Annotated in this window: 17 protein-coding genes; all 17 read right to left on the bottom strand. The window is 70.7% G+C overall.

The features are described 5' to 3' along the window. Positions 1-2: 2 nt before the first annotated feature. The 17 genes from DA085_RS17980 to DA085_RS17900 all read right to left on the bottom strand — a co-directional run bounded on the left by DA085_RS17980 (position 3) and on the right by DA085_RS17900 (position 17,709). Positions 3-992: a pilus assembly protein TadG-related protein gene (locus DA085_RS17980; RefSeq protein WP_109474373.1), complete on the bottom strand. Its 990-nt coding sequence runs from the start codon at positions 990-992 to the stop codon at positions 3-5. Beyond that, the gene (locus DA085_RS17975) at positions 980-1,372 is read right to left on the bottom strand and encodes a TadE/TadG family type IV pilus assembly protein (protein WP_109474406.1); all 393 of its coding nucleotides are present in this window, start codon (positions 1,370-1,372) and stop codon (positions 980-982) included. Before DA085_RS17975 ends, DA085_RS17980 begins: the two co-directional genes overlap by 13 nt. Before the next feature lie 115 nt (positions 1,373-1,487). After that, positions 1,488-1,670 (bottom strand): Flp family type IVb pilin, encoded by a 183-nt coding sequence (locus DA085_RS17970; RefSeq protein WP_109474372.1) that lies wholly within the window; start codon positions 1,668-1,670, stop codon positions 1,488-1,490. A gap of 210 nt (positions 1,671-1,880) precedes the next feature. Next, positions 1,881-2,054, bottom strand: a complete 174-nt coding sequence (locus tag DA085_RS17965) for a Flp family type IVb pilin (RefSeq protein WP_109474371.1) — start codon at positions 2,052-2,054, stop codon at positions 1,881-1,883. A 152-nt stretch (positions 2,055-2,206) separates the two neighbouring features. Next, the gene (ftsZ, locus tag DA085_RS17960; RefSeq protein ID WP_109474370.1) at positions 2,207-3,505 is read right to left on the bottom strand and encodes a cell division protein FtsZ; all 1,299 of its coding nucleotides are present in this window, start codon (positions 3,503-3,505) and stop codon (positions 2,207-2,209) included. Positions 3,506-3,734: 229 nt separating this feature from the next. Further along, complete coding sequence (locus DA085_RS17955) at positions 3,735-4,652, bottom strand: cell division protein FtsQ/DivIB (RefSeq protein WP_109474369.1); 918 nt, start codon at positions 4,650-4,652, stop codon at positions 3,735-3,737. Beyond that, on the bottom strand, positions 4,649-6,121 hold the full coding sequence (gene murC / locus DA085_RS17950; RefSeq protein WP_109474368.1) for a UDP-N-acetylmuramate--L-alanine ligase: 1,473 nt from the start codon (positions 6,119-6,121) through the stop codon (positions 4,649-4,651). Before murC ends, DA085_RS17955 begins: the two co-directional genes overlap by 4 nt. Further along, positions 6,118-7,260, bottom strand: coding sequence for an undecaprenyldiphospho-muramoylpentapeptide beta-N-acetylglucosaminyltransferase (murG, locus tag DA085_RS17945; RefSeq protein ID WP_109474367.1), 1,143 nt, complete (start codon positions 7,258-7,260; stop codon positions 6,118-6,120). The genes murC and murG overlap by 4 nt, the downstream gene beginning before the upstream one ends. Positions 7,261-7,272: 12 nt before the next feature. After that, entirely contained in the window at positions 7,273-8,526 is a 1,254-nt protein-coding gene (ftsW, locus tag DA085_RS17940; RefSeq protein ID WP_109474366.1) for a putative lipid II flippase FtsW, read from the bottom strand. Continuing rightward, positions 8,523-10,025, bottom strand: a complete 1,503-nt coding sequence (murD, locus tag DA085_RS17935; RefSeq protein WP_109474365.1) for a UDP-N-acetylmuramoyl-L-alanine--D-glutamate ligase — start codon at positions 10,023-10,025, stop codon at positions 8,523-8,525. Before murD ends, ftsW begins: the two co-directional genes overlap by 4 nt. Continuing rightward, positions 10,022-11,137 (bottom strand): phospho-N-acetylmuramoyl-pentapeptide-transferase, encoded by a 1,116-nt coding sequence (gene mraY, locus DA085_RS17930; protein ID WP_109474364.1) that lies wholly within the window; start codon positions 11,135-11,137, stop codon positions 10,022-10,024. The genes murD and mraY overlap by 4 nt, the downstream gene beginning before the upstream one ends. After that, the gene (locus DA085_RS17925; RefSeq protein WP_109474363.1) at positions 11,131-12,543 is read right to left on the bottom strand and encodes a UDP-N-acetylmuramoyl-tripeptide--D-alanyl-D-alanine ligase; all 1,413 of its coding nucleotides are present in this window, start codon (positions 12,541-12,543) and stop codon (positions 11,131-11,133) included. Before DA085_RS17925 ends, mraY begins: the two co-directional genes overlap by 7 nt. Further along, positions 12,540-14,405: a peptidoglycan D,D-transpeptidase FtsI family protein gene (locus tag DA085_RS17920; protein WP_154402249.1), complete on the bottom strand. Its 1,866-nt coding sequence runs from the start codon at positions 14,403-14,405 to the stop codon at positions 12,540-12,542. Before DA085_RS17920 ends, DA085_RS17925 begins: the two co-directional genes overlap by 4 nt. Positions 14,406-14,410: 5 nt before the next feature. Beyond that, positions 14,411-14,905: a cell division protein FtsL gene (gene ftsL, locus DA085_RS17915; RefSeq protein WP_154402248.1), complete on the bottom strand. Its 495-nt coding sequence runs from the start codon at positions 14,903-14,905 to the stop codon at positions 14,411-14,413. Next, on the bottom strand, positions 14,902-15,954 hold the full coding sequence (rsmH, locus tag DA085_RS17910; protein ID WP_109474360.1) for a 16S rRNA (cytosine(1402)-N(4))-methyltransferase RsmH: 1,053 nt from the start codon (positions 15,952-15,954) through the stop codon (positions 14,902-14,904). The genes ftsL and rsmH overlap by 4 nt, the downstream gene beginning before the upstream one ends. A gap of 390 nt (positions 15,955-16,344) precedes the next feature. Next, the gene (gene mraZ / locus DA085_RS17905) at positions 16,345-16,773 is read right to left on the bottom strand and encodes a division/cell wall cluster transcriptional repressor MraZ (RefSeq protein ID WP_109474405.1); all 429 of its coding nucleotides are present in this window, start codon (positions 16,771-16,773) and stop codon (positions 16,345-16,347) included. A gap of 303 nt (positions 16,774-17,076) precedes the next feature. Next, a complete protein-coding gene (locus DA085_RS17900; RefSeq protein ID WP_109474404.1) occupies positions 17,077-17,709 on the bottom strand; it encodes a maleylpyruvate isomerase family mycothiol-dependent enzyme in 633 nt (210 codons plus the stop codon). Positions 17,710-17,990: the final 281 nt, after the last annotated feature.

Genomic DNA, 17,990 nt, shown 5'->3' with positions numbered 1-17,990 from the left:
TCTCAGTCAATCAGTCGGATGATGATTACGGTGTCATCGGAACCGGGGAGAGCGAGATCTCCCTCGGCATAGGCATCTTCCAGCGAAACGAACTCCACGAACTCCCCGACGAGACAGTTCTTCCCATTGTTGTGAGTCCACGGCGGCACGGTTCCTGTGCAGATGCCGGAACCATATTGCTTACTCGTGAAACTAATGAGGTCAAGTTCAATCGCCGCGAAGCGCGTGATGGTGTAGGTAGAGCCAGAGCCACAACACGTTGACTCGGTGAACAGCGGGACAAGCTGGGTGGTGCCAATCAGGTCCTCAAAGCAGGGATCCAGCTGCGACGACCCCGGGCCTGAAGCAACTTCACTGGGCTCGATTACTGTCACTGCGCAGTCGTCATGTGCCAGGACGCCGAACCCACCAGGGGGGTAGTCCCCGTGCCAGGTGCAGTCTCCCGGTGCGTCCGTTCCGTCACTGGTGCCGGCGGGATTCGGGAACCAGATGACGAGCTGGTCGCCGAGAGTGGGCTCGCCTCCATCCGGCCCGATGAACGCGCAGTTTGAGATCGTGAGGGGTGTCGTGAGTAGCACCGAGGGCACGCCCCACTCGACGGTGGCATCCGCTGTGATGTCACTGCTGTCCTTGCCTAGTACAGGCATGAACCAGTGTTCCTGCTGGCCGTCGGCGACGACCTTGACCTGGTTCGCGGCAGGACAAGTGGCGATTGCGGACGCCCCGGCAATGTCGTTGTTGACGTTTTGTTGTACCCACGATGTGGCCATGCCACTGTTGGGCGTGCAGCCGTCCATCGCGTACTCCTGTGCCAACGCTAGAGCAGCGGCATCCGCTCCGTTCTGGAGTTCCGAATGCTTGGCATAGGACGCTCCAAGGTCGATCGCGAGCCCCGCGGCACCCAGGAGCGCAGTCATCAGGAGCGCAGCCAGGATTGCTGTTGCCCCGCGTTCGGCGCCACTACCGCGCAGATCCTTTGTTAACCGCCGCATCGCATTTCTGCCTTCCCCATCAGGGTGATCGTTCCGTCAGCCCCGAACAGCGGGTCGATAAACCCGGTCAGGCTGCCGACGTCGGCACTGGCTTCGGCCCGGACCGTGACACCCGGGGTGCACGAGCTGGGCGTTACATTCGGTGTGATGGTGACGCCGAGGTCGGCGGCACGGGACGTGATCACGCCGTTCGCCGCCGCTTGATCGTCGTGGATGGCCATCTCGCGGGCCCCCTCGCGGGCCGCCTGGGAGAGTGCCCCCTGGATCATCCAGAGCCGGCCACCCTCGAAGATGCCGAAGAGAATCGTGAGGAGCAGCATGGCCACCAGTGCAAATTCCACTGCAGCTGCACCTCGGTCACTCTGACCCTGGATGCCCATCACACCGCCTCAAATTCGTAGTTGAGCCATTCACGCGATCGCGAACACTTCGTCGACCACCGCTGAGGTGGCGTGGCGGCCAAACGACCACCACGCCACCTCGACAAACGTGCGGTCAGAGTGCCGCCGTGATCTCCGTGAAGAGCGCGTTGAGCTGGCCACCCAGCGCCGTAACGGTGCCGATGATGGCAACGGCGATGAGGGCGACCATCAGGCCGTACTCGACGGCGGTGGCACCCTTCTCGCTGTCCTCGAACTTGGCGCGGAGGGTGGTGACGAAGTAGGCCAGAGCAGCCATGGGATTACTCCTCTTTCAGAAGGATGTGCGTCGTGAGTGACGCCTGAGTGGGGTAGTCGGGAGGTTCCCGACCGGGGTGTTGGTCCCGGGTGACTCACTGGAACCTGAGAAGACTGTGACAGGCTTTGGGCCGATGCGCAAGTGGCTTCTATAACATTTGGATAACGGTCCTTTACTTTGCCTTTACTTCACCGCGCGGACACTGCGAGGTCACGGCCAGCGGTCGACAGCCACCTGGAAGAGGTCAAGAACCTGCAGGCCGAACACCCCGACGGCGCCGGCGATGACGACCGCGATCAGGCCTGCGAGCAGGGCATACTCCGAAGCGACGGCTCCGCGGTCAGACTCAAAGCAGGGGTGATCTGGGCTCGACTGAGTGGCCATGCTGACTCCTAGGGGTGTGGGGCCTGGGAGGATCCTGACACCAGAAACCTCACAAAGCAAGAGCCCCAGCCAATCTGGCTGGGGCTCAGGCTTGTTGCTGGCGCTTTACCTCGACTATACCCGTACTTTCCGAGTCCTAGAGGTGGCTGAAGTCACTTCAGGAAGTCGGGCACGTCCAGGTCGTCGGAGTCGTCGAAGGTGACCGGCTGGGGCTGGCGCGGAGGCTGCTGCGCGTGCGGCACGGGCTGGCCCTGCGGACGCGGCTGGCCCTGCGGGGCCGGAGCCTGCTGGGGCTGCCCCTGAGGCGCCTGCGCGGGGCGCTGCTGCGGCTGGCCCTGGACCGGCGCCTGCTGCGGTGCGCGGGCCGGCTGACCCTGCTGCGGGGACATCGGCTGACGCTGCTGCGGCTGGGCCTGCTGGTGCTGGACCTGCTGCGCAGGAGGACGATTCGTGCCACCGGCCTGCACCTGCCCGAGGGCACGGTCGTCGCTGCGCTGGATGGGCGCTCCCCCATCGAAGCCGGCCGCGATGACGGTCACGCGGACCTCGTCACCCAGGGAGTCGTCGATGACAGCACCGAAGATGATGTTGGCCTCCGGGTGCGCGGCCTCCTGCACCAGGCGGGCCGCCTCGTTGATCTCGAACAGACCGAGGTCGGAGCCACCCTGCACCGACAGCAGCACACCGTGAGCGCCCTCGATGGACGCCTCCAGCAGCGGGCTCGAGATCGCCAGCTCGGCGGCCTGGACCGCGCGGTCCTCACCACGCGCCGAGCCGATGCCCATGAGCGCGGAGCCGGCGCCCTGCATGACCGACTTCACGTCGGCGAAGTCGAGGTTGATCAGACCCGGGGTGGTGATCAGGTCGGTGATGCCCTGGACACCGGAGAGCAGCACCTGGTCGGCGCTGCGGAACGCGTCCAGCATGGAGACCTGGCGGTCGGAGATGGACAGCAGCCGGTCGTTGGGGATGACGATCAGGGTGTCGACCTCCTCGCGGAGGCTGCCGATGCCGGTCTCGGCCTGGTTGGCGCGACGGCGGCCCTCGAAGGTGAACGGGCGGGTGACCACACCAATGGTCAGCGCGCCGAGGGACTTGGCGATCTTGGCCACGACCGGGGCGCCACCGGTGCCGGTGCCACCACCCTCGCCGGCGGTCACGAACACCATGTCGGCGCCGCGTAGGGCCTCCTCGATCTCCTCCGCGTGGTCCTCGGCGGCCTTGCGGCCCACCTCCGGATCAGCCCCGGCGCCGAGGCCGCGGGTGAGCTCGCGGCCCACGTCGAGCTTGACGTCGGCATCACTCATCAGCAGCGCCTGGGCGTCGGTGTTGATGGCGATGAACTCGACCCCCTTGAGGCCGACCTCGATCATCCGGTTGATGGCGTTGACACCACCGCCGCCGATGCCGACGACCTTGATGACGGCCAGGTAGTTCTGCGCTGAGGACACGGGTGGAACCTTCCTTAAGGAGTCCTGCTACGGCCTAGCCCGGGACGGCCACCGCACACAGGCGGACGGCGTTCCGAGCGAGCACGCCATGTAGTGATGGTGTACATACACGCGGTGCTTCCGAGCGAGCATACGTTGTCGCCCCGAGCACGCGCAGCCCGCTGCACCTGAAGTTGAGGTTGACCCCGCTGAACACCCTCTGGGGAGGCCCGGGAAGTGGCGAGTCGACTCAGCTCGTGGGCTCCTCGGTGACGAGGCCGGTCACCACGGGGGTGGTCGGTGTCGCCACGTCGATCATCATCGGCCCGGTGGCCGGCACGTCGGCCTTCGGGTCCAGCCCCTCCTGCGCGAGCAGCGCCTCCAGCACCCTGCCCTTGAGCGCGGCGTTGCTCCCGTCACCCCAGACGACCTCGATGTTGCCGATGGTGAACTTGATGTCCCCCTGCCGGGTGAGCGTGAGGTCACCGGCCTGCTTGGCCACAGCCTTCGGCAGTGAGTCGGGCAGGGTCTGCAGGGCCACGAGGTCGGCGGGGTCCAGCTCGTCGCCGCGGATCATCACCTGCGCGGTCGGGGCGCCCTTGGGTGCCTTGGCGATGTTGTTGAAGACCACGCCCTGGTCATCGACCAGCAGGACCCCGGAGGTGCCGCTCTGCTTCACCGCCAGGGCCGTCTTGCGCAACGTCAGGTCGAGGGTGAGACCGGACGGCCAGTCACGGTGGATCTCGACGCTCGCCACCCGCAGGTCCTCCAGGATCCGCTGCTCCAACGTGGAAGCGTTCACCCGCGCCAGCGGTCGTCCCAGGTTCACCTCCGCCGTCTCCTGCGCCACCTCGGCGATGTGCCCCTTGGCACCGGCGACCGTGACCTTCTCGACCTCGAACGCGCTGGAGAAGCCGAACAGATAGACCACGCCCGCGACCAGAGCGAGCACGAGAGCCAGCACGCCCACGACGCGCCACGGACGGCGCCGGATCTCAGCCGCCCGCTGGCGCAGCCTCGGGTGCGGCTTGGGCTGCCCCTTGCGGCGCCCCCAGCGATAGGTGCCGGACTGGCGCCGCGACCTGCTCTCCTCCTGCTGCTGCGTGCTCGTCCAGCTGTTCGCAGACCTCGATGTCTGGTTGAGGTTCTGCTTCCTGCCCAGCCTCACGCGCGCTCCCTCTCCGCCAGCTGCTCCAGCAGCGGGCCTCCCAGCTCGGTGACGTCACCGGCGCCCACGGTCAGCACCAGGTCACCCTGCTCCACCAGGTCCGCGACGGTCGGGACCACGGCGTCCCGGTCGGACACGTAGTGCACCTGCGGGCCGTTCACCAGGTCGGCGATCGTCGCGCCGGAGACCCCCTCGAGCGGGTCCTCCCGGGCCGCGTAGACGTCCAGCAGCACCACGACGTCGGCCGCGGACAGCCCGGCGGCGAAGTCGCTCGCGAAGTCCCGGGTGCGGGAGTACAGGTGCGGCTGGAAGACCACGACCAGACGGCCACCGTCGCTGTCCACCAGACCCCGCCCGGCCCGCACCACGGCGGCCACCTTGTCGGGGTTGTGGGCGTAGTCGTCGACGACCAGCACGCCGGCCGCCTCCCCCACCCGCTCGAACCGGCGGTGGGTGCCCGGGTAGGCCGCCAGGCCCGCCAGGACGGCGTCCAGATCCTGCCCCAGCCCGGCCGTCGCGGCCACCAGCGCCGCCGCCGCGTTGGCCAGGTTGTGCGCCCCCGGCAACGGCACCGACAGCGTCCGCGTCGTGCCGGCAGGGATCTCGGCGAGGTCGCGCTGCCAGGTGAGGTGGGCGGTCGCGGTCATCGCGTCGGGCCGCAGCTCGGTCAGCCACACGTCGGCGCTCTCGTCGGTGCCGAAGGTCGCGACCGCTCCCCCGGCCTCGTGGTGGGCCGCGGCCAGGGTCGCCGCACCGCGGTCGTCCGCCGCGGCCACCAGGAGGCCGCCCTCGGCGATGGTGGCGGCGAACCGGGTGAACGTCGCCTCGATGGTCGCCAGGTCGCCGTAGAAGTCCAGGTGGTCGGGCTTGATGTTGGTCACGACCGCCACGTCGGGGTGGTAGGTCAGGAACGAGCCGTCGCTCTCGTCGGCCTCGATGACGAACGGCCCGGTGCCCGGCGCGGCGTTCGTGCCGTGGCCGTCCGGCGTCGTCAGCGGCGAGCCGAGGACGTAGGACGGGTCGGCGCCGGAGTGCTGCAGCGCGACGGTCAGCATGCCGCTGGTCGTCGTCTTGCCGTTCGCCCCGGCCACGGCCACCGCGGAGCGGCCGGGCAGCAGCGCGGCGATGCCCTGGGCGCGGTGCAGCACCCTCAGGCCCCGCTCCCGGGCGGCGGCCAGCTCCGGGTTGCTCTCCCGGATAGCCGAGGAGATCACCACGGTCTCCACCTCGGGCCCCACGTTGGCGGCGTCCTGCCCGACGAACACCCTGGCGCCCTCGGCCTCAAGGGCCCGCAGCGTCGCGCTGTCGCGGGCGTCCGAGCCCGACACGGGCACGCCGGCCGCCAGGAACATCCGCGCGACCCCGGACATGCCCGAGCCGCCGATCGCGATGAAGTGGACCGGTCCGAGGTCGGCCACCGGGGGCACCGGGGCGGTGAAGTCGAAGCGGTCGTTGACCCCCGCCGTCATGCCGGTGCTCTCCAGGCCGCCGCGACGACCATCCGGGCCAGCACCTCGGCCGCGTCCCGGTTGCCCACGACGGCGGCCTCGTCGGCCATCAGGGCCAGCCGGTCCCGGTCGGCCAGCAGCGGCAGCACGGTCTCGCGCACCCACGGGGCACTGACGCTTGCGTCGTCGACCAGCAGCCCGCCCCCGGCGGCCACCACGTCCTGGGCGTTGAGCCGCTGCTCCCCGTTGCCGATCGGCAGCGGGACATAGATCGCCGGCAGACCCACCGCGGTGAGCTCACAGACCGTGCCGGCGCCAGCACGGCATACGGCCAGGTCGGCGACCGAGTAGGCCAGGTCCATCCGGTCGGTGTACTCGACCGCGACGTAGGGGCACTCCGGGTCGCCCGCCCGCTCCAGGTCCACGGACTTGCCGCCGCCGGTCAGGTGCAGCACCTGCACCCCGGCCGCGTGCAGGTCGCCCGCCGCCTCGCCGAACGCCTGGTTGAGCCGCTGGGCGCCCAGGGACCCCCCGAAGACCAGCAGGGTGGTGCGGTCCTCGCGCAGCCCGAAGTGGGCCAGCCCCTCGGCCCGGTATGCCGCTCGGTCCAGGTCGGCGATCTCGGCCCGCATCGGCATCCCGATCACCTCCGCGCCGCGCAGCGGGGTGCTGGCGAACGTCGTAGTGACGTGCTCGGTGAACCGGGCCCCGAGCCGGTTGGCGAGCCCGGGACGGGCGTTCTGCTCGTGGATGACGATCGGCGTGTGGGTGCGGCGGGCGGCCAGGTAGGCCGGGGTGGCGACGTAACCACCGAAGCCGACGACCACGTCGGCGCCCGCGTCGCGGATGATCTTCGCGGCGCGGGTGGTCGCGCGCCGCATCGACAGCGGGAAGCGCAGCGCGGCCGCGTCCGGGCGCCGCGGGAAGGGCGTCCGGGGCACCGTCTGCAGGTCGTAGCCGCGTTCGGGGACCAGCCGGGACTCCAGGCCCTCGGCGGTGCCGATCGCCACGATCCGCACGCCCGGCACCAGCTCGCGCAGCGCGTCAGCGGTCGCCAGCAGCGGGTTGACGTGCCCCGCGGAACCGCCGCCGGCGAGGACGACCGACAGCGGGGTCTCAGCAGGCTCGGGCGGAGTGCCCGAGCTGGATGGGGTGTTCATGGGCAGCTCCGATCAGCGTCGCCGGAGCCGGGGGGCCGGCACCACTGCCAGGGTACGCCGCAGCAGGGAGGGCCGGCCCCGCAGCGCGGCGCTCGCGCCGGGCAGCGAGCGGGCCAGGGCGAGCAGGATCCCCATGCCGATCAGCGCCGCCACCAGGGCCGAGCCGCCGGAGGAGACCAGGGGCAGCGGCACGCCGATGATCGGGAGCATCCCGATGACCGAGCCGATGTTGAGCATCGCCTGGGCGACGAGCCAGACCATGATGCCGCAGGCGGCGATCCGCACGAAGAAGTCCTTGCTGGTCACCACGATGCGGTAGCAGGCGTAGGCGATCACCACGAACAGCAGCATCACGGTGAGCGTGCCCGGCAGCCCGAGCTCCTCGCCGATGATCGCCAGGATGAAGTCGTTGTGCGGCTCGGGCAGCAGGCCCCACTTCTCGCGGGAGCCGCCCAGGCCCAGACCCCACCAGCCGCCGTCGGCCAGCGCATACTCGGCGTGGACCTTCTGGAAGCAGCCCTGCACGTCGGGGTTGACGCAGATGTCGCCGATCCAGGCCTGGATGCGCTCCATCCGGTTGGCGCTGCCGACGGCCATGTAGCCCGCCCCGGCGGCGGCCAGCGCGGCGACCACCACGAAGTAGCGGGCCTGCACCCCCGCGCCGAACATCATGCCGCCGGTGATCGCCACCAGGATCAGCACGGTGCCCAGGTCGTGCCCGGCCAGCACCAGGCCGATGAGCACGGCGGCCCCGGGGATCACGAACGGCACCAGCACGTGGCTGATCCGGCCCAGCACCCGGCGCTTCCTGGTGAGCACGGCGGCGCCGAAGACGACGAGGGCGACCTTGCCGAACTCCGAGGGCTGGATCGAGAAGCCGAGGACGCGGATCCAGTTGCGGTTGCCCTGGAAGTCGGTGCCCAGCGGGCTGAACACCAGCGCCTGCAGGCCGATGGCCAGCAGCATCCCCCAGGGCGCCAGCCACTTCCACGCCTTGATCGGCACCCGGCTGGCGACGTAGCACAGCACGATGCCCATGCTGGCGAACATCAGCTGGTTGAGGAAGACGGTGTAGGAGCTGCCGTCCTTCTGGTAGGAGCTGACGCTGCTGGCCGAGAGCACCATGACCAGGCCGATCGAGACCAGCAGCGTGGTCGCGCCGAGCAGCAGGTAGTAGGGCGCCACGGGCGACTTCAGCCGCTCGCCGATGCCGGCGACCACCGACTCCCGGCCGCCCTCCTCGCGGCGGACCGGCCAGGTGGTCATCGGTCCTCCCCGCCGGCCCTCCGCCGCACCGCCTGCGTGAAGGCGTCGCCCCGGGCCCCGTAGTTGTCGAACATGTCCAGGGACGCCGCGGCGGGGGCGAGCAGGACCACGTCGCCCGGCTCCGCCAGGCTCAGGGCGGCCTCGATCGCCTCATCCATCACAGCAGTCACATCACCAGTGTCGGCGGTGGGGACCTCCACGACGGGGATCTCCGGCGCGTGTCGGGTCAGTGCCGCCGCGATCTGCGCCCGGTCCTGCCCGAGCAGCACCGCGCCGCGCAGCCGGCCGGCGGCCCCGGCGACCAGCTCGTCGACGTCGGCGCCCTTCAGCTGTCCCCCGGCGACCCACACGATGTGCTCGTAGGCCCGCAGCGAGGCCTGCGCGGCGTGCGGGTTGGTCGCCTTGGAGTCGTTGACGAAGCGGACGCCGCCGATCTCGCCGACGTCGGTGATCCGGTGCACGTCGGGCCGGAACGCGCGCAGCCCCTGGTGCACCGCCGCCGGCGGCACGCCGTAGGCCCTGGCCAGTGCCGCCGCCGCGAGAGCGTCGGCCACCAGGTGCGGCGCGGGTGCGTGTGCCGGGTCCCCACCGGCCAGGTCGCGCAGCGTGGCCAGCTCGGCCGCGGAGGTCTTGCGCTCCTCCACGAAGGCCCGGTCGGCCAGCACGTCCTCGACGACGCCGAGCATCGACAGGCCCGGCGTGCCCAGCGTGAAGCCGATCGCCCGGCAGCCCTCGATGACGTCGGCCTCGGCCACCATCGCCTCGGTCGCCGGGTCGTCGTGGTTGTAGACGCAGGCCACCTGGGTGTGCTCGTAGATCCTGGCCTTGGCCGCGGCGTAGGCGTCCTGCCCGCCGTGCCAGTCCAGGTGGTCGGGCGCGACATTGAGCACGCAGGAGGCCAGCGCCGAGACCGACTCCGACCAGTGCAGCTGGAAGCTGGACAGCTCGACCGCGATCACGTCGTAGGGCTCGGGGTCCATGATCGCCTCGAGGATCGGCGTGCCCACGTTGCCGGCGGCGATCGTCCGCAGCCCCGCGGCCCGCAGGATCGAGGCGAGCATCTGCACCGTGGTCGTCTTGCCGTTGGTGCCGGTGACGGTCAGCCAGGGCGCCGCCCCGGCCGCCGGCCGCATCCGCCAGGCCAGCTCGACCTCCCCCCAGACCGGTATGCCGGCACTCGCCGCCGCGGCCAGCACCGGTTGGTCGGGGCGCCAGCCGGGCGAGGTGACGACCAGGTCGACCGGCCCCTCGGCATACTCCGGCAGTGCGGTGGTGTGCTCGGGACCCAGGCGCACGTCCGCGTCCAGGATCTCCAGGATGCGGGCCCGCTCGGCCTGGTCCTGGGAGCCGTTGCCCGCGTCGACCACGATCACCTGCGCCCCGCGCTCGAGCAGCGCGTCGGCCGCGGCGAAGCCGCTGACGCCCAGGCCGGTCACCACCGTGCGCAGCCCGGCCCAGTCGGACTCCCGGGAGGTCAGCCCCGCCACCCGCTCACTCACAGCGACACCACCCACTCGGCGTAGAAGATGCCCAGGCCGGCCGCCACGCACAGGCCCTGCACGATCCAGAAGCGGATCACGATGGTGACCTCGTGCCACCCGAGCAGCTCGAAGTGGTGCTGCAGCGGCGCCATCCGGAACACCCGTTTGCGGGTCAGCTTGAACGAGGTGACCTGGATGATCACCGACATCGTGATGATGACGAACAGGCCGCCGAGGATGACCATGAGCAGCTGGGTGTGCGTGGTGATCGCCAGCCCGGCCAGCGCCCCACCCAGCGCCAGGGAGCCGGTGTCACCCATGAAGATCTTGGCCGGTGAGGCGTTCCACCACAGGAACCCGAAGCAGGAGCCGGCCACGCAGGCGGCGACGACGGCCAGGTCGTGGGCGTCACGCACGTCGTAGCAGTTGGGGCCGGGGGTGATCTGGCAGTTCTGGTTGAACTGCCAGATGCCGATCAGCACGTAGCCGCCGAACACCATCACCGAGGCACCCGTGGCCAGGCCGTCCAGCCCGTCGGTGAGGTTCACCCCGTTGGAGGCACCGGCGATCATCAGGTTGGCCCAGAGCACGAAGGCGATCAGCCCGCCGACGGTGCCGAACACCGCGAAGTCCAGGTCCAGGTCGCGCACGAAGCTGATGGCGGTGCTGGCCGGGGTGCGGAACGCGTCGCCGGGGAACTGCAGCGCCAGCACGGCGAAGACCACCGCGACGAGCGTCTGCCCGATGAGCTTCTCGTGGGAGCGCAGGCCCAGGCTGCGCTGCTTGGAGATCTTGAGGTAGTCGTCGGCGAACCCGACCAGGCCCAGCCCGGCCATCAGGAAGAGCACGAGCAGCCCGCTGATGCTCATCGAGCTGCCGCCGAAGTCGCGCAGTCCCGTGGCGTCGATCAACCACATGGTGGCGTGCGCGCCGAGGTAGCCGATGAGCGTCGCCAGCAGGATCACCGCGCCGCCCATGGTGGGGGTGCCGCGCTTGGTGTGGTGGCTGGTCGGGCCGTCGTCGCGGATGAACTGGCCGTAGCCGCGGCGCACCAGGAACTTGATGTAGAGCGGGGTCCCGAGCAGGGCCACCACCATGGCGTAGCCCGCCGCCAGGACGATGGTCACCACGGGCGCTGGTCCTCGCCGGGCTGGTCGACGAGGGCGTCGCCGAGGAAGCGCAGCCCGGAGTCGCGGCTGGACTTCAGCAGCGCGACGTCGCCGGGGGCCAGGATCTGCTCGAGCAGCTCCCGGGCGGCGTCGGTGTCCGCACACTCATGGGTATGCCGACCGCCGGCCTCGCGGAAACCGTCGGCCACGGGGCGGGCCCCCTCCCCGACGGCGACCACGGTGTCGATGCCCAGGCCCGCGGCGAGCTCACCGATCGCGCGGTGCTCGGCCACCGAGTCCTCGCCCAGCTCGCGCATCTCCCCCACCACCGCGACGGCCGCACCGGCGTCGCGCATGACGGCCAGGGAGCGCAGGGCGGCGCGCATCGAGTCGGGGTTGGCGTTGTAGGCGTCGTTGACGATCGTCACGCCGTCGGGGCGCTCGTGGACCTCCATGCGCCAGCGGCTGACCGCACCGGCCTGACCGAGGGCCTCGGCGACCTGGTCGGCCGGCATCCCCAGCTCCCGGGCGACGGCGGCCACGGCCAGGGCGTTGCCGACGTGGTGCGGGCCGTGCAGGCGCAGGGCCACCGGCACCGGCGCCTCGCCGGGCAGGCACAGCTGGAAGGAGGCCTGGCCGCGCACGTTGATCTCGACGTCCTCGGCCCGCACGTCGGCGTCCGGGGACAGCCCGACCGAGAGCACGCGGGCGCTGGTCTGCTCGGCCATCGCCAGCACGACCGGGTCGTCGGCGTTGAGGACCGCCAGCCCGTCCTCGGGCAGGGCCCGGACCAGCTCGGCCTTGGTGTGCGCGATTGCCTCGCGGCTGCCGAACTCGCCCAGGTGCGCGGTGCCGACGTTGAGCACCACGCCGATCCGCGGCGGGGCGACGGCGGTGAGGAAGTCGATGTGCCCGACGCCGGAGGCGCCCATCTCGGCCACCAGGAACTCGGTCTCCTCGGTGAGCCGGCACACGGTCAGCGGCACGCCGACCTCGGAGTTGTAGGACGCGATCGGCGCGATCGTCGGGCCGAGCCGGCTGATCACCTGGGCGGCCAGGTCCTTGGTGGAGGTCTTGCCCGAGGAGCCGGTGATGCCCACGATCTGCAGGCCGCCGGCGGCGGTGCAGCGGTCGACGACCTCGCGCCCGAGCCGGGCGAAGCCGTTGGTGGTGTCGGGCACGACGACGCAGGGCAGCTCGGTGACGACCCGGTCGGTCAGGGCGCCCACGGCACCCCGCTCCGCAGCCGCGCCGACGTAGGCGTGACCGTCGGCGTGCTCCCCCAGCCGTGCGACATACAGGCTGCCGGGGTCGACCTCACGGGAGTCGGTGACGACGGTCGCGGTCACCCGCGTGTCCGCGGCCCCGGCCGGGTGCACCTGCCCGCCGGTTGCCTCGGCGATCTCGCCGAGGGACAGCTCGATCACTTTTCGGGGGTCCCTTCGTCCTTGACAGCGATGTCGCCCAGTGTGACACCGGGACCTTCGCCCGGTGCCGGTGCGTCGGGGTCGTACTCCAGGGGGACCTCGGGCGGCGTGGTCGTGCTCGGCTGCACCCCGCGCGTGGTGAGGGCGTAGCGCATCACCTCGGAGAAGACCGGGCCGGCCAGCGAGCCGCCCCACTTGCCTCGGGTCGGCTTCTGGATCGCCACGGCGATGACCAGCTCGGGGTCGTCGGCCGGCGCGTAGCCGATGAACCCGGCCGTGACGCCGGAGTACTTCTTCAGCTGCGGGTCGTAGCGGTCGGCCGTCGAGGTCTTGCCGGCGACGCGGTAGCCCTCCACGGCGGCCAGCGGCGCGGTGCCCTCGGCGCTGGGGACGTACTCCAGGATCGAGGTGAGCTCCCGGGCCGTCTCGGAGGAGATCACCCGCTCCCCCGTGTCCTCGGGCTCCTCGACGAACGTGCCGTCCTCGTCGTCGGTGCCCTTGACCAGCCGCGGCTCGACGTAGACGCCGTCGTTGGCGACGGTCTGGAAGACGCCGAGCTGCTGCAGCATCGTGCTGGACAGGCCCTGACCGAAGGTCATCGTGTACTTGCTCGTCGCGCTCCAGGTGTCCGGGTGCGGCACGAGGCCGGCCGACTGGCCGGGGAAGCCCAGGGTCGCCTCGCGGCCCATCCCGAAGTCCTTGATGTAGTCGTAGAGCACCTCGTCGGGGAGCTTCTCGCCGTACATGATCGTGCCCATGTTGGAGGAGGTGGCCAGCACGCCCGCGAAGGTGACGTAGGGGTTGTCCGGGTCGTGGGCGTCCTTGAACCGGGTGCCGCCGCGCGGCAGCCGGTTGGGCAGCACGAACGGCGTCTCCAGGTCGACGATGTCCTCCTCCAGCGCGGCCGCGGCCGTGATCACCTTAGAGGTCGAGCCGGGCTCGTAGACGTCCTCGAAGAGCGGGTTGCGCAGGGACTTGGAGGTCTGCTGGTCGTCCGCGGGGTCGAACGAGGGGTAGCTGGCGGCGGCAAGGATGTCGCCGGTCCTGGGGTCCATCACCACGGCGTAGCCGGAGAGCGCACCGGCCTGCTGGACCATGGCGGCGACCCGGTCGTAGGTGAACCACTGCAGGTCGCTGTCGATGGTCAGGTGCACGTCCTCGCCGGGCACGGCCGGGACGCTGCTGCTGGTGCCGGTGGTGATGATCTCGCCGCGGCCGCCCAGCTCGTAGGTCGTGGACCCCGGCTCGCCGGTCAGCATCTCCTCGAACATGAGCTCCACGCCGTTGGCGGCCATGCCGCTGGAGCCGACCCAGCCGACGAGCGGGGCCATCGAGGCGCCGAGGGGGTAGGCGCGCTTGACGAACGGCTCGGAGTAGATCCCGGGGATGGCCAGGGCCTTGACCTGCTGCCAGGTCTGTGGGGAGACGTCCTTCTGCAGCCAGGTCCAGCGCTTGCCGTGGCTGGCCTGCAGGGTCTGCTCCAGCTGGGAGGGGTCGGCGCCGGTGACGGCGGCGATGTCCTCGGCCGCGCCGGCGTAGCCCACCTCGACCCGCTCGCCGTCGATCCGCTTGGTGTAGGTCGCCACGGCCGTGGGGTCGGCGGTGATGTTGCGGCGCTCCACGGACTCGGCCAGGGCCACGCCCTTGGCGTCATAGATCACGCCGCGCGAGGCCGGGATCGTGACCTCGTGCAGGCGCCGGTCGATCGCGGCCGCCGAGACGCTGGCAGCGTCCAGGCCCTGCAGCTTGACCAGCTGGGCGGCGAACAGGCTGAAGACGATCAGGATGCCGAACAGCATGAAGCGCATCCGGCGCTGGGGGTGCACCACACCCGGTGTGCTGGGACGTCGGGCTGATGCCACGCTCCTCAACCTCCCTGGACGGCTCCTGCGATGGCGGACTCGACGCGCTCGGCGTCACTCTCGAGCTGCGACACGAACGGCGTGACCACGGTAAAGCTGTCGGTGGGGTCCACCTGGGCCGCCACGCCGAGGACCTGGTTGTCGGACAGGCGCAGGACGGCCGTGGACGGCGAGGGCACCAGGCCCAGGTCCGTCGCGGCCGTGGCGAGGGTCTCCGGGGAGCGCGCCTGGGACAGCTCGGCCTCCAGGGTGATCCGGGTGTCGTGCAGGCGCGTCTGCTCGGCGCGCAGGTCCGAGAGGGTGAAGGAGCTCTCCGCCCGCGCCGTGTTGAGCAGCAGCGCGCTGAGCAGCCCGCCGACGACCAGGGCGAGACACAGGACGACGAACCCTGTGTGGCTCTGCACCTTGGGCGAGGCGTCGACGACCCGCAGCGTGGGCCGCTGCGGCGCGGTGCGCGCCCGTGCCGGCCGCGTTGCGCGGGCGATGGTCATCTGGCTCATCGGGTTTCCCCCTTCTTCGGAGCGGTCTGGGTCGTCTTCCCCCATTTTTTGGGGAGGTTTGGATCGGGTTTCCCGCGTTTTTGGGGAGGATTGGAACGCGTGCGTTCGGCTGCCCGCAGCCGCACGGAGGCGGCCCGCGGGTTGTCGGCTCGCTCCTGCTCCCCCGCGACCTCGGCGCCGCGGGTGAGCAGCTTGAGCCAGGGCTGGTGCTCGGGGAGCTCGACGGGCAGGTCCGGCGGGGCGGAGCTGGTCGCGCCCAGCGCCAGGCCGCGCTTGGTGATCCGGTCCTCGAGGGAGTGGTAGGACAGGACCGCGATCCGGCCGCCGACCGGCAGCAGGTCGAGCGCGGCCGGCAGCGCGTCGGCCCAGACGGACAGCTCGGCGTTGACCTCGATCCGCAGCGCCTGGAAGGTCCGCTTGGCCGGGTGCCCGCCCGAGCGCTGCGAGGCGGCCGGCACGACATCGTGGAGCAGCTGGACCAGGCGACCGGAGGTGGTGAACGGCTCCTTGTCGCGCTCGGCGACGACGGCGCGGGCGATCTTGCGGGCGAACCGCTCCTCGCCGAAGTCGCGCAGGATGACCTCGAGCTCGCGGACGTCGTAGGTGTTGAGGACGTCCGCGGCCGTCTGTCCGGTCGACTGGTCCATCCGCATGTCCAGCGGCGCGTCCATCCGGTAGGCGAAGCCGCGCTCGGGTTCGTCGAGCTGCAGCGAGGAGACGCCCAGGTCGAACAGGATCGCGTGCGCCTCGCGGATCCCGCGGGCGGCCAGCGCCTCCGGGATCTCGTCGTAGACCGCGTGCACCGGCACGAACCGCTCCCCGAAACCGGCGAGGCGCTCGCCCGCCAGGGTCAGCGCCTCGGTGTCCCGGTCGATGCCGATCGCCGTGGCCTGCGGGCAGGCGGTGAGGATCGCCTCCGTGTGACCGCCCATGCCGAGGGTGCCGTCGACATAGACCGAGCCCTCGCGCTGCAGCGCGGGGGTGAGGAGCTCGACGATGCGGTCGCGCAGCACGGGGGTGTGCCGCTCGGCGGTGGGCCGCTGCTGCATCGTTTGCTCCTTTCCTGTCGTATGCCGTGGTGCCGGTCTGTCGTGGCGGTGCGGTCTGTCGGTGGTCGGTGGTCGGTGGTGCGATGTGAAGTGGTGGGGTGGTGGTCCCAGCGCCGGTTCGGCGCCGTTTCCTGCTGGCCCTGGGACCTGGTCCCCCTCCGCGCCGCCCGAGTGGTCTGCCCGGCTCCGGGGAAGTGGAGTCGGGATCCTTCTCGTGGTGCGCCCGGCTCGGGGGAAGTCGAGTCGGGTGCAGGCGGTGCGGCTGGAGACCAGGTGTCAGGGCGTGGGCCCGGTGGTCTGTCGGTCGGTGGTGGTCTGTTGGTCGGTGCGGTGGTGCGGAGTGGAGCGGCTGGGTGGGGTGAGGTGGAGTGGAGCGAAGTGGAGGGGCCGTCACAGGCCCGGGACCACCTCCTCGCTCTGGTTGGCGAAGCCGTCCTCGTGCTCGGCGACGTAGGCCTCCCAGGCCTGCGCGTCCCAGATCTCGATCCGGTTGCCGGAGCCGATGACGGTGCACTCGTGGGTGAGCCCGGCGTACTCCCGCAGGATCGCCGGCACGGTCACCCGCCCCTGCTTGTCGGGGATCTCGTCAGAGGCCCCGGACAGGAGAAGTCGCTGGTAGGCGCGCACTCCGGCGTTGGTGGTGGGGCCGTTCTGCCACTGCTCGGCGACCTTCTCGAACTCGGCCATCGGGTAGACGTAGAGGCAGCGCTCCTGCCCCCGGGTCATCACCAGGCCACCAGCGAGCTTGTCGCGGAACTTGGCCGGCAGGAACATCCGACCCTTGTCGTCCAGCCGGGGCGAGTAGGTGCCGAGTAGCAACACCGTGACCACCCCTTCCGTGCCGCTGTGGCTCCCTGACGCTCCTGTGCGCCCCACACTACTCCACTTTGCTCCACTGTCAACGCCAAACAAGGGCGATTTGTGACTTCGCGCACACGTCTTTGCAGGTCAGCGCCGTGGGGGGAAAGTGGGGAAATGGCGCCGGTGGAGCCACGAACGCCCCGCAGGCGGTCGAGGGTGAAAGACGGGTGAATGAGTCACCCCACGACTCAGTCACCCGTCCCCGTGGAGGTCGCCCTCTCTCAGCTCGGCGACGAGTGGCGCGGCGTGGGCACCGGGCAGTCAGCCCCGCGCAGCGAGGATGCTCGCGCCGGGGCCGGCGAGCTCCACCGGCTCGAGGGGGCGCCCGGAGGCCGCCAGGAGCAGGGCGATCGCGCTGCCCCGGACGACCGGCCCTTCGCCGAGGTCCTGCTCGAGGTCCGAGGGGCTCAGCCGGAGACCGGCGACCCGCTCCCTGCCGCCTCCCAGACCCGCGCCGGTGCGCGCCGTGTAGGCCAGCGCGGCCGCCACGTGCTCGGGAGGGTAGGCGGCCGGGATGCCCAGCGGTCGGCGGATGTCCTCGCCGTGGACGTAGGCCTCGACGAGGCGCGTCTCCAGGGGACCCGGCGGCGTGTGGGTGCTGTCGGTGACGGCGCAGAAGGCGGCCAGCGTTGTCCGTGGGTCGACGGCCCGGTGACGAGCCACTCCGTGCGCGTTCGCACGATCGAAGTCGAAGCGCGCCGTCACCATCTGGCGCACGAAACCCAACCGCGAGGTCGTGGCCGAGTCGATGAGGTGGGCGAGGACGTCGTGCACCGACCAGCCGGGGCACAACGACGGTGTGCGCCACTGCTCCTCGGTGATTTCCTCCAGGTCCTCGACGAGCCGGCGACGCTCCAGGTGCACGGCCTCCCAGGTGGCAGCTCGGTCGTTCACGTCGGTCTCCTCCCCCGCCCACATCGCGGACCTGGTGATCACTGTCGCCGGGCAGACCACTCGGGTGTCCCGAACTCATCGGCCACAGGAGCCTGGCACACCGACCAGAACCCATGCCTCACCGGACCATGCGCTCGGTCGAGCAAGGAGCCATGTCTCCATGCGCTCGGTCGGGGAAAGGGCCACGTCACCATGCGCTCGGTCGGGGAAAGGGCCACGTCACCATGCGCTCGGTCGAGCAAGGAGCCATGTCTCCATGCGCTCGGTCGGGGAAAAGGCCA

The sequence above is a fragment of the Ornithinimicrobium cavernae genome, from assembly GCF_003121625.1.
GTDB lineage: Bacteria > Actinomycetota > Actinomycetes > Actinomycetales > Dermatophilaceae > Ornithinicoccus > Ornithinicoccus cavernae.
Note: the sequence above shows the minus strand (reverse complement) of the source record. Positions and strands in the feature narration are given on the sequence as shown.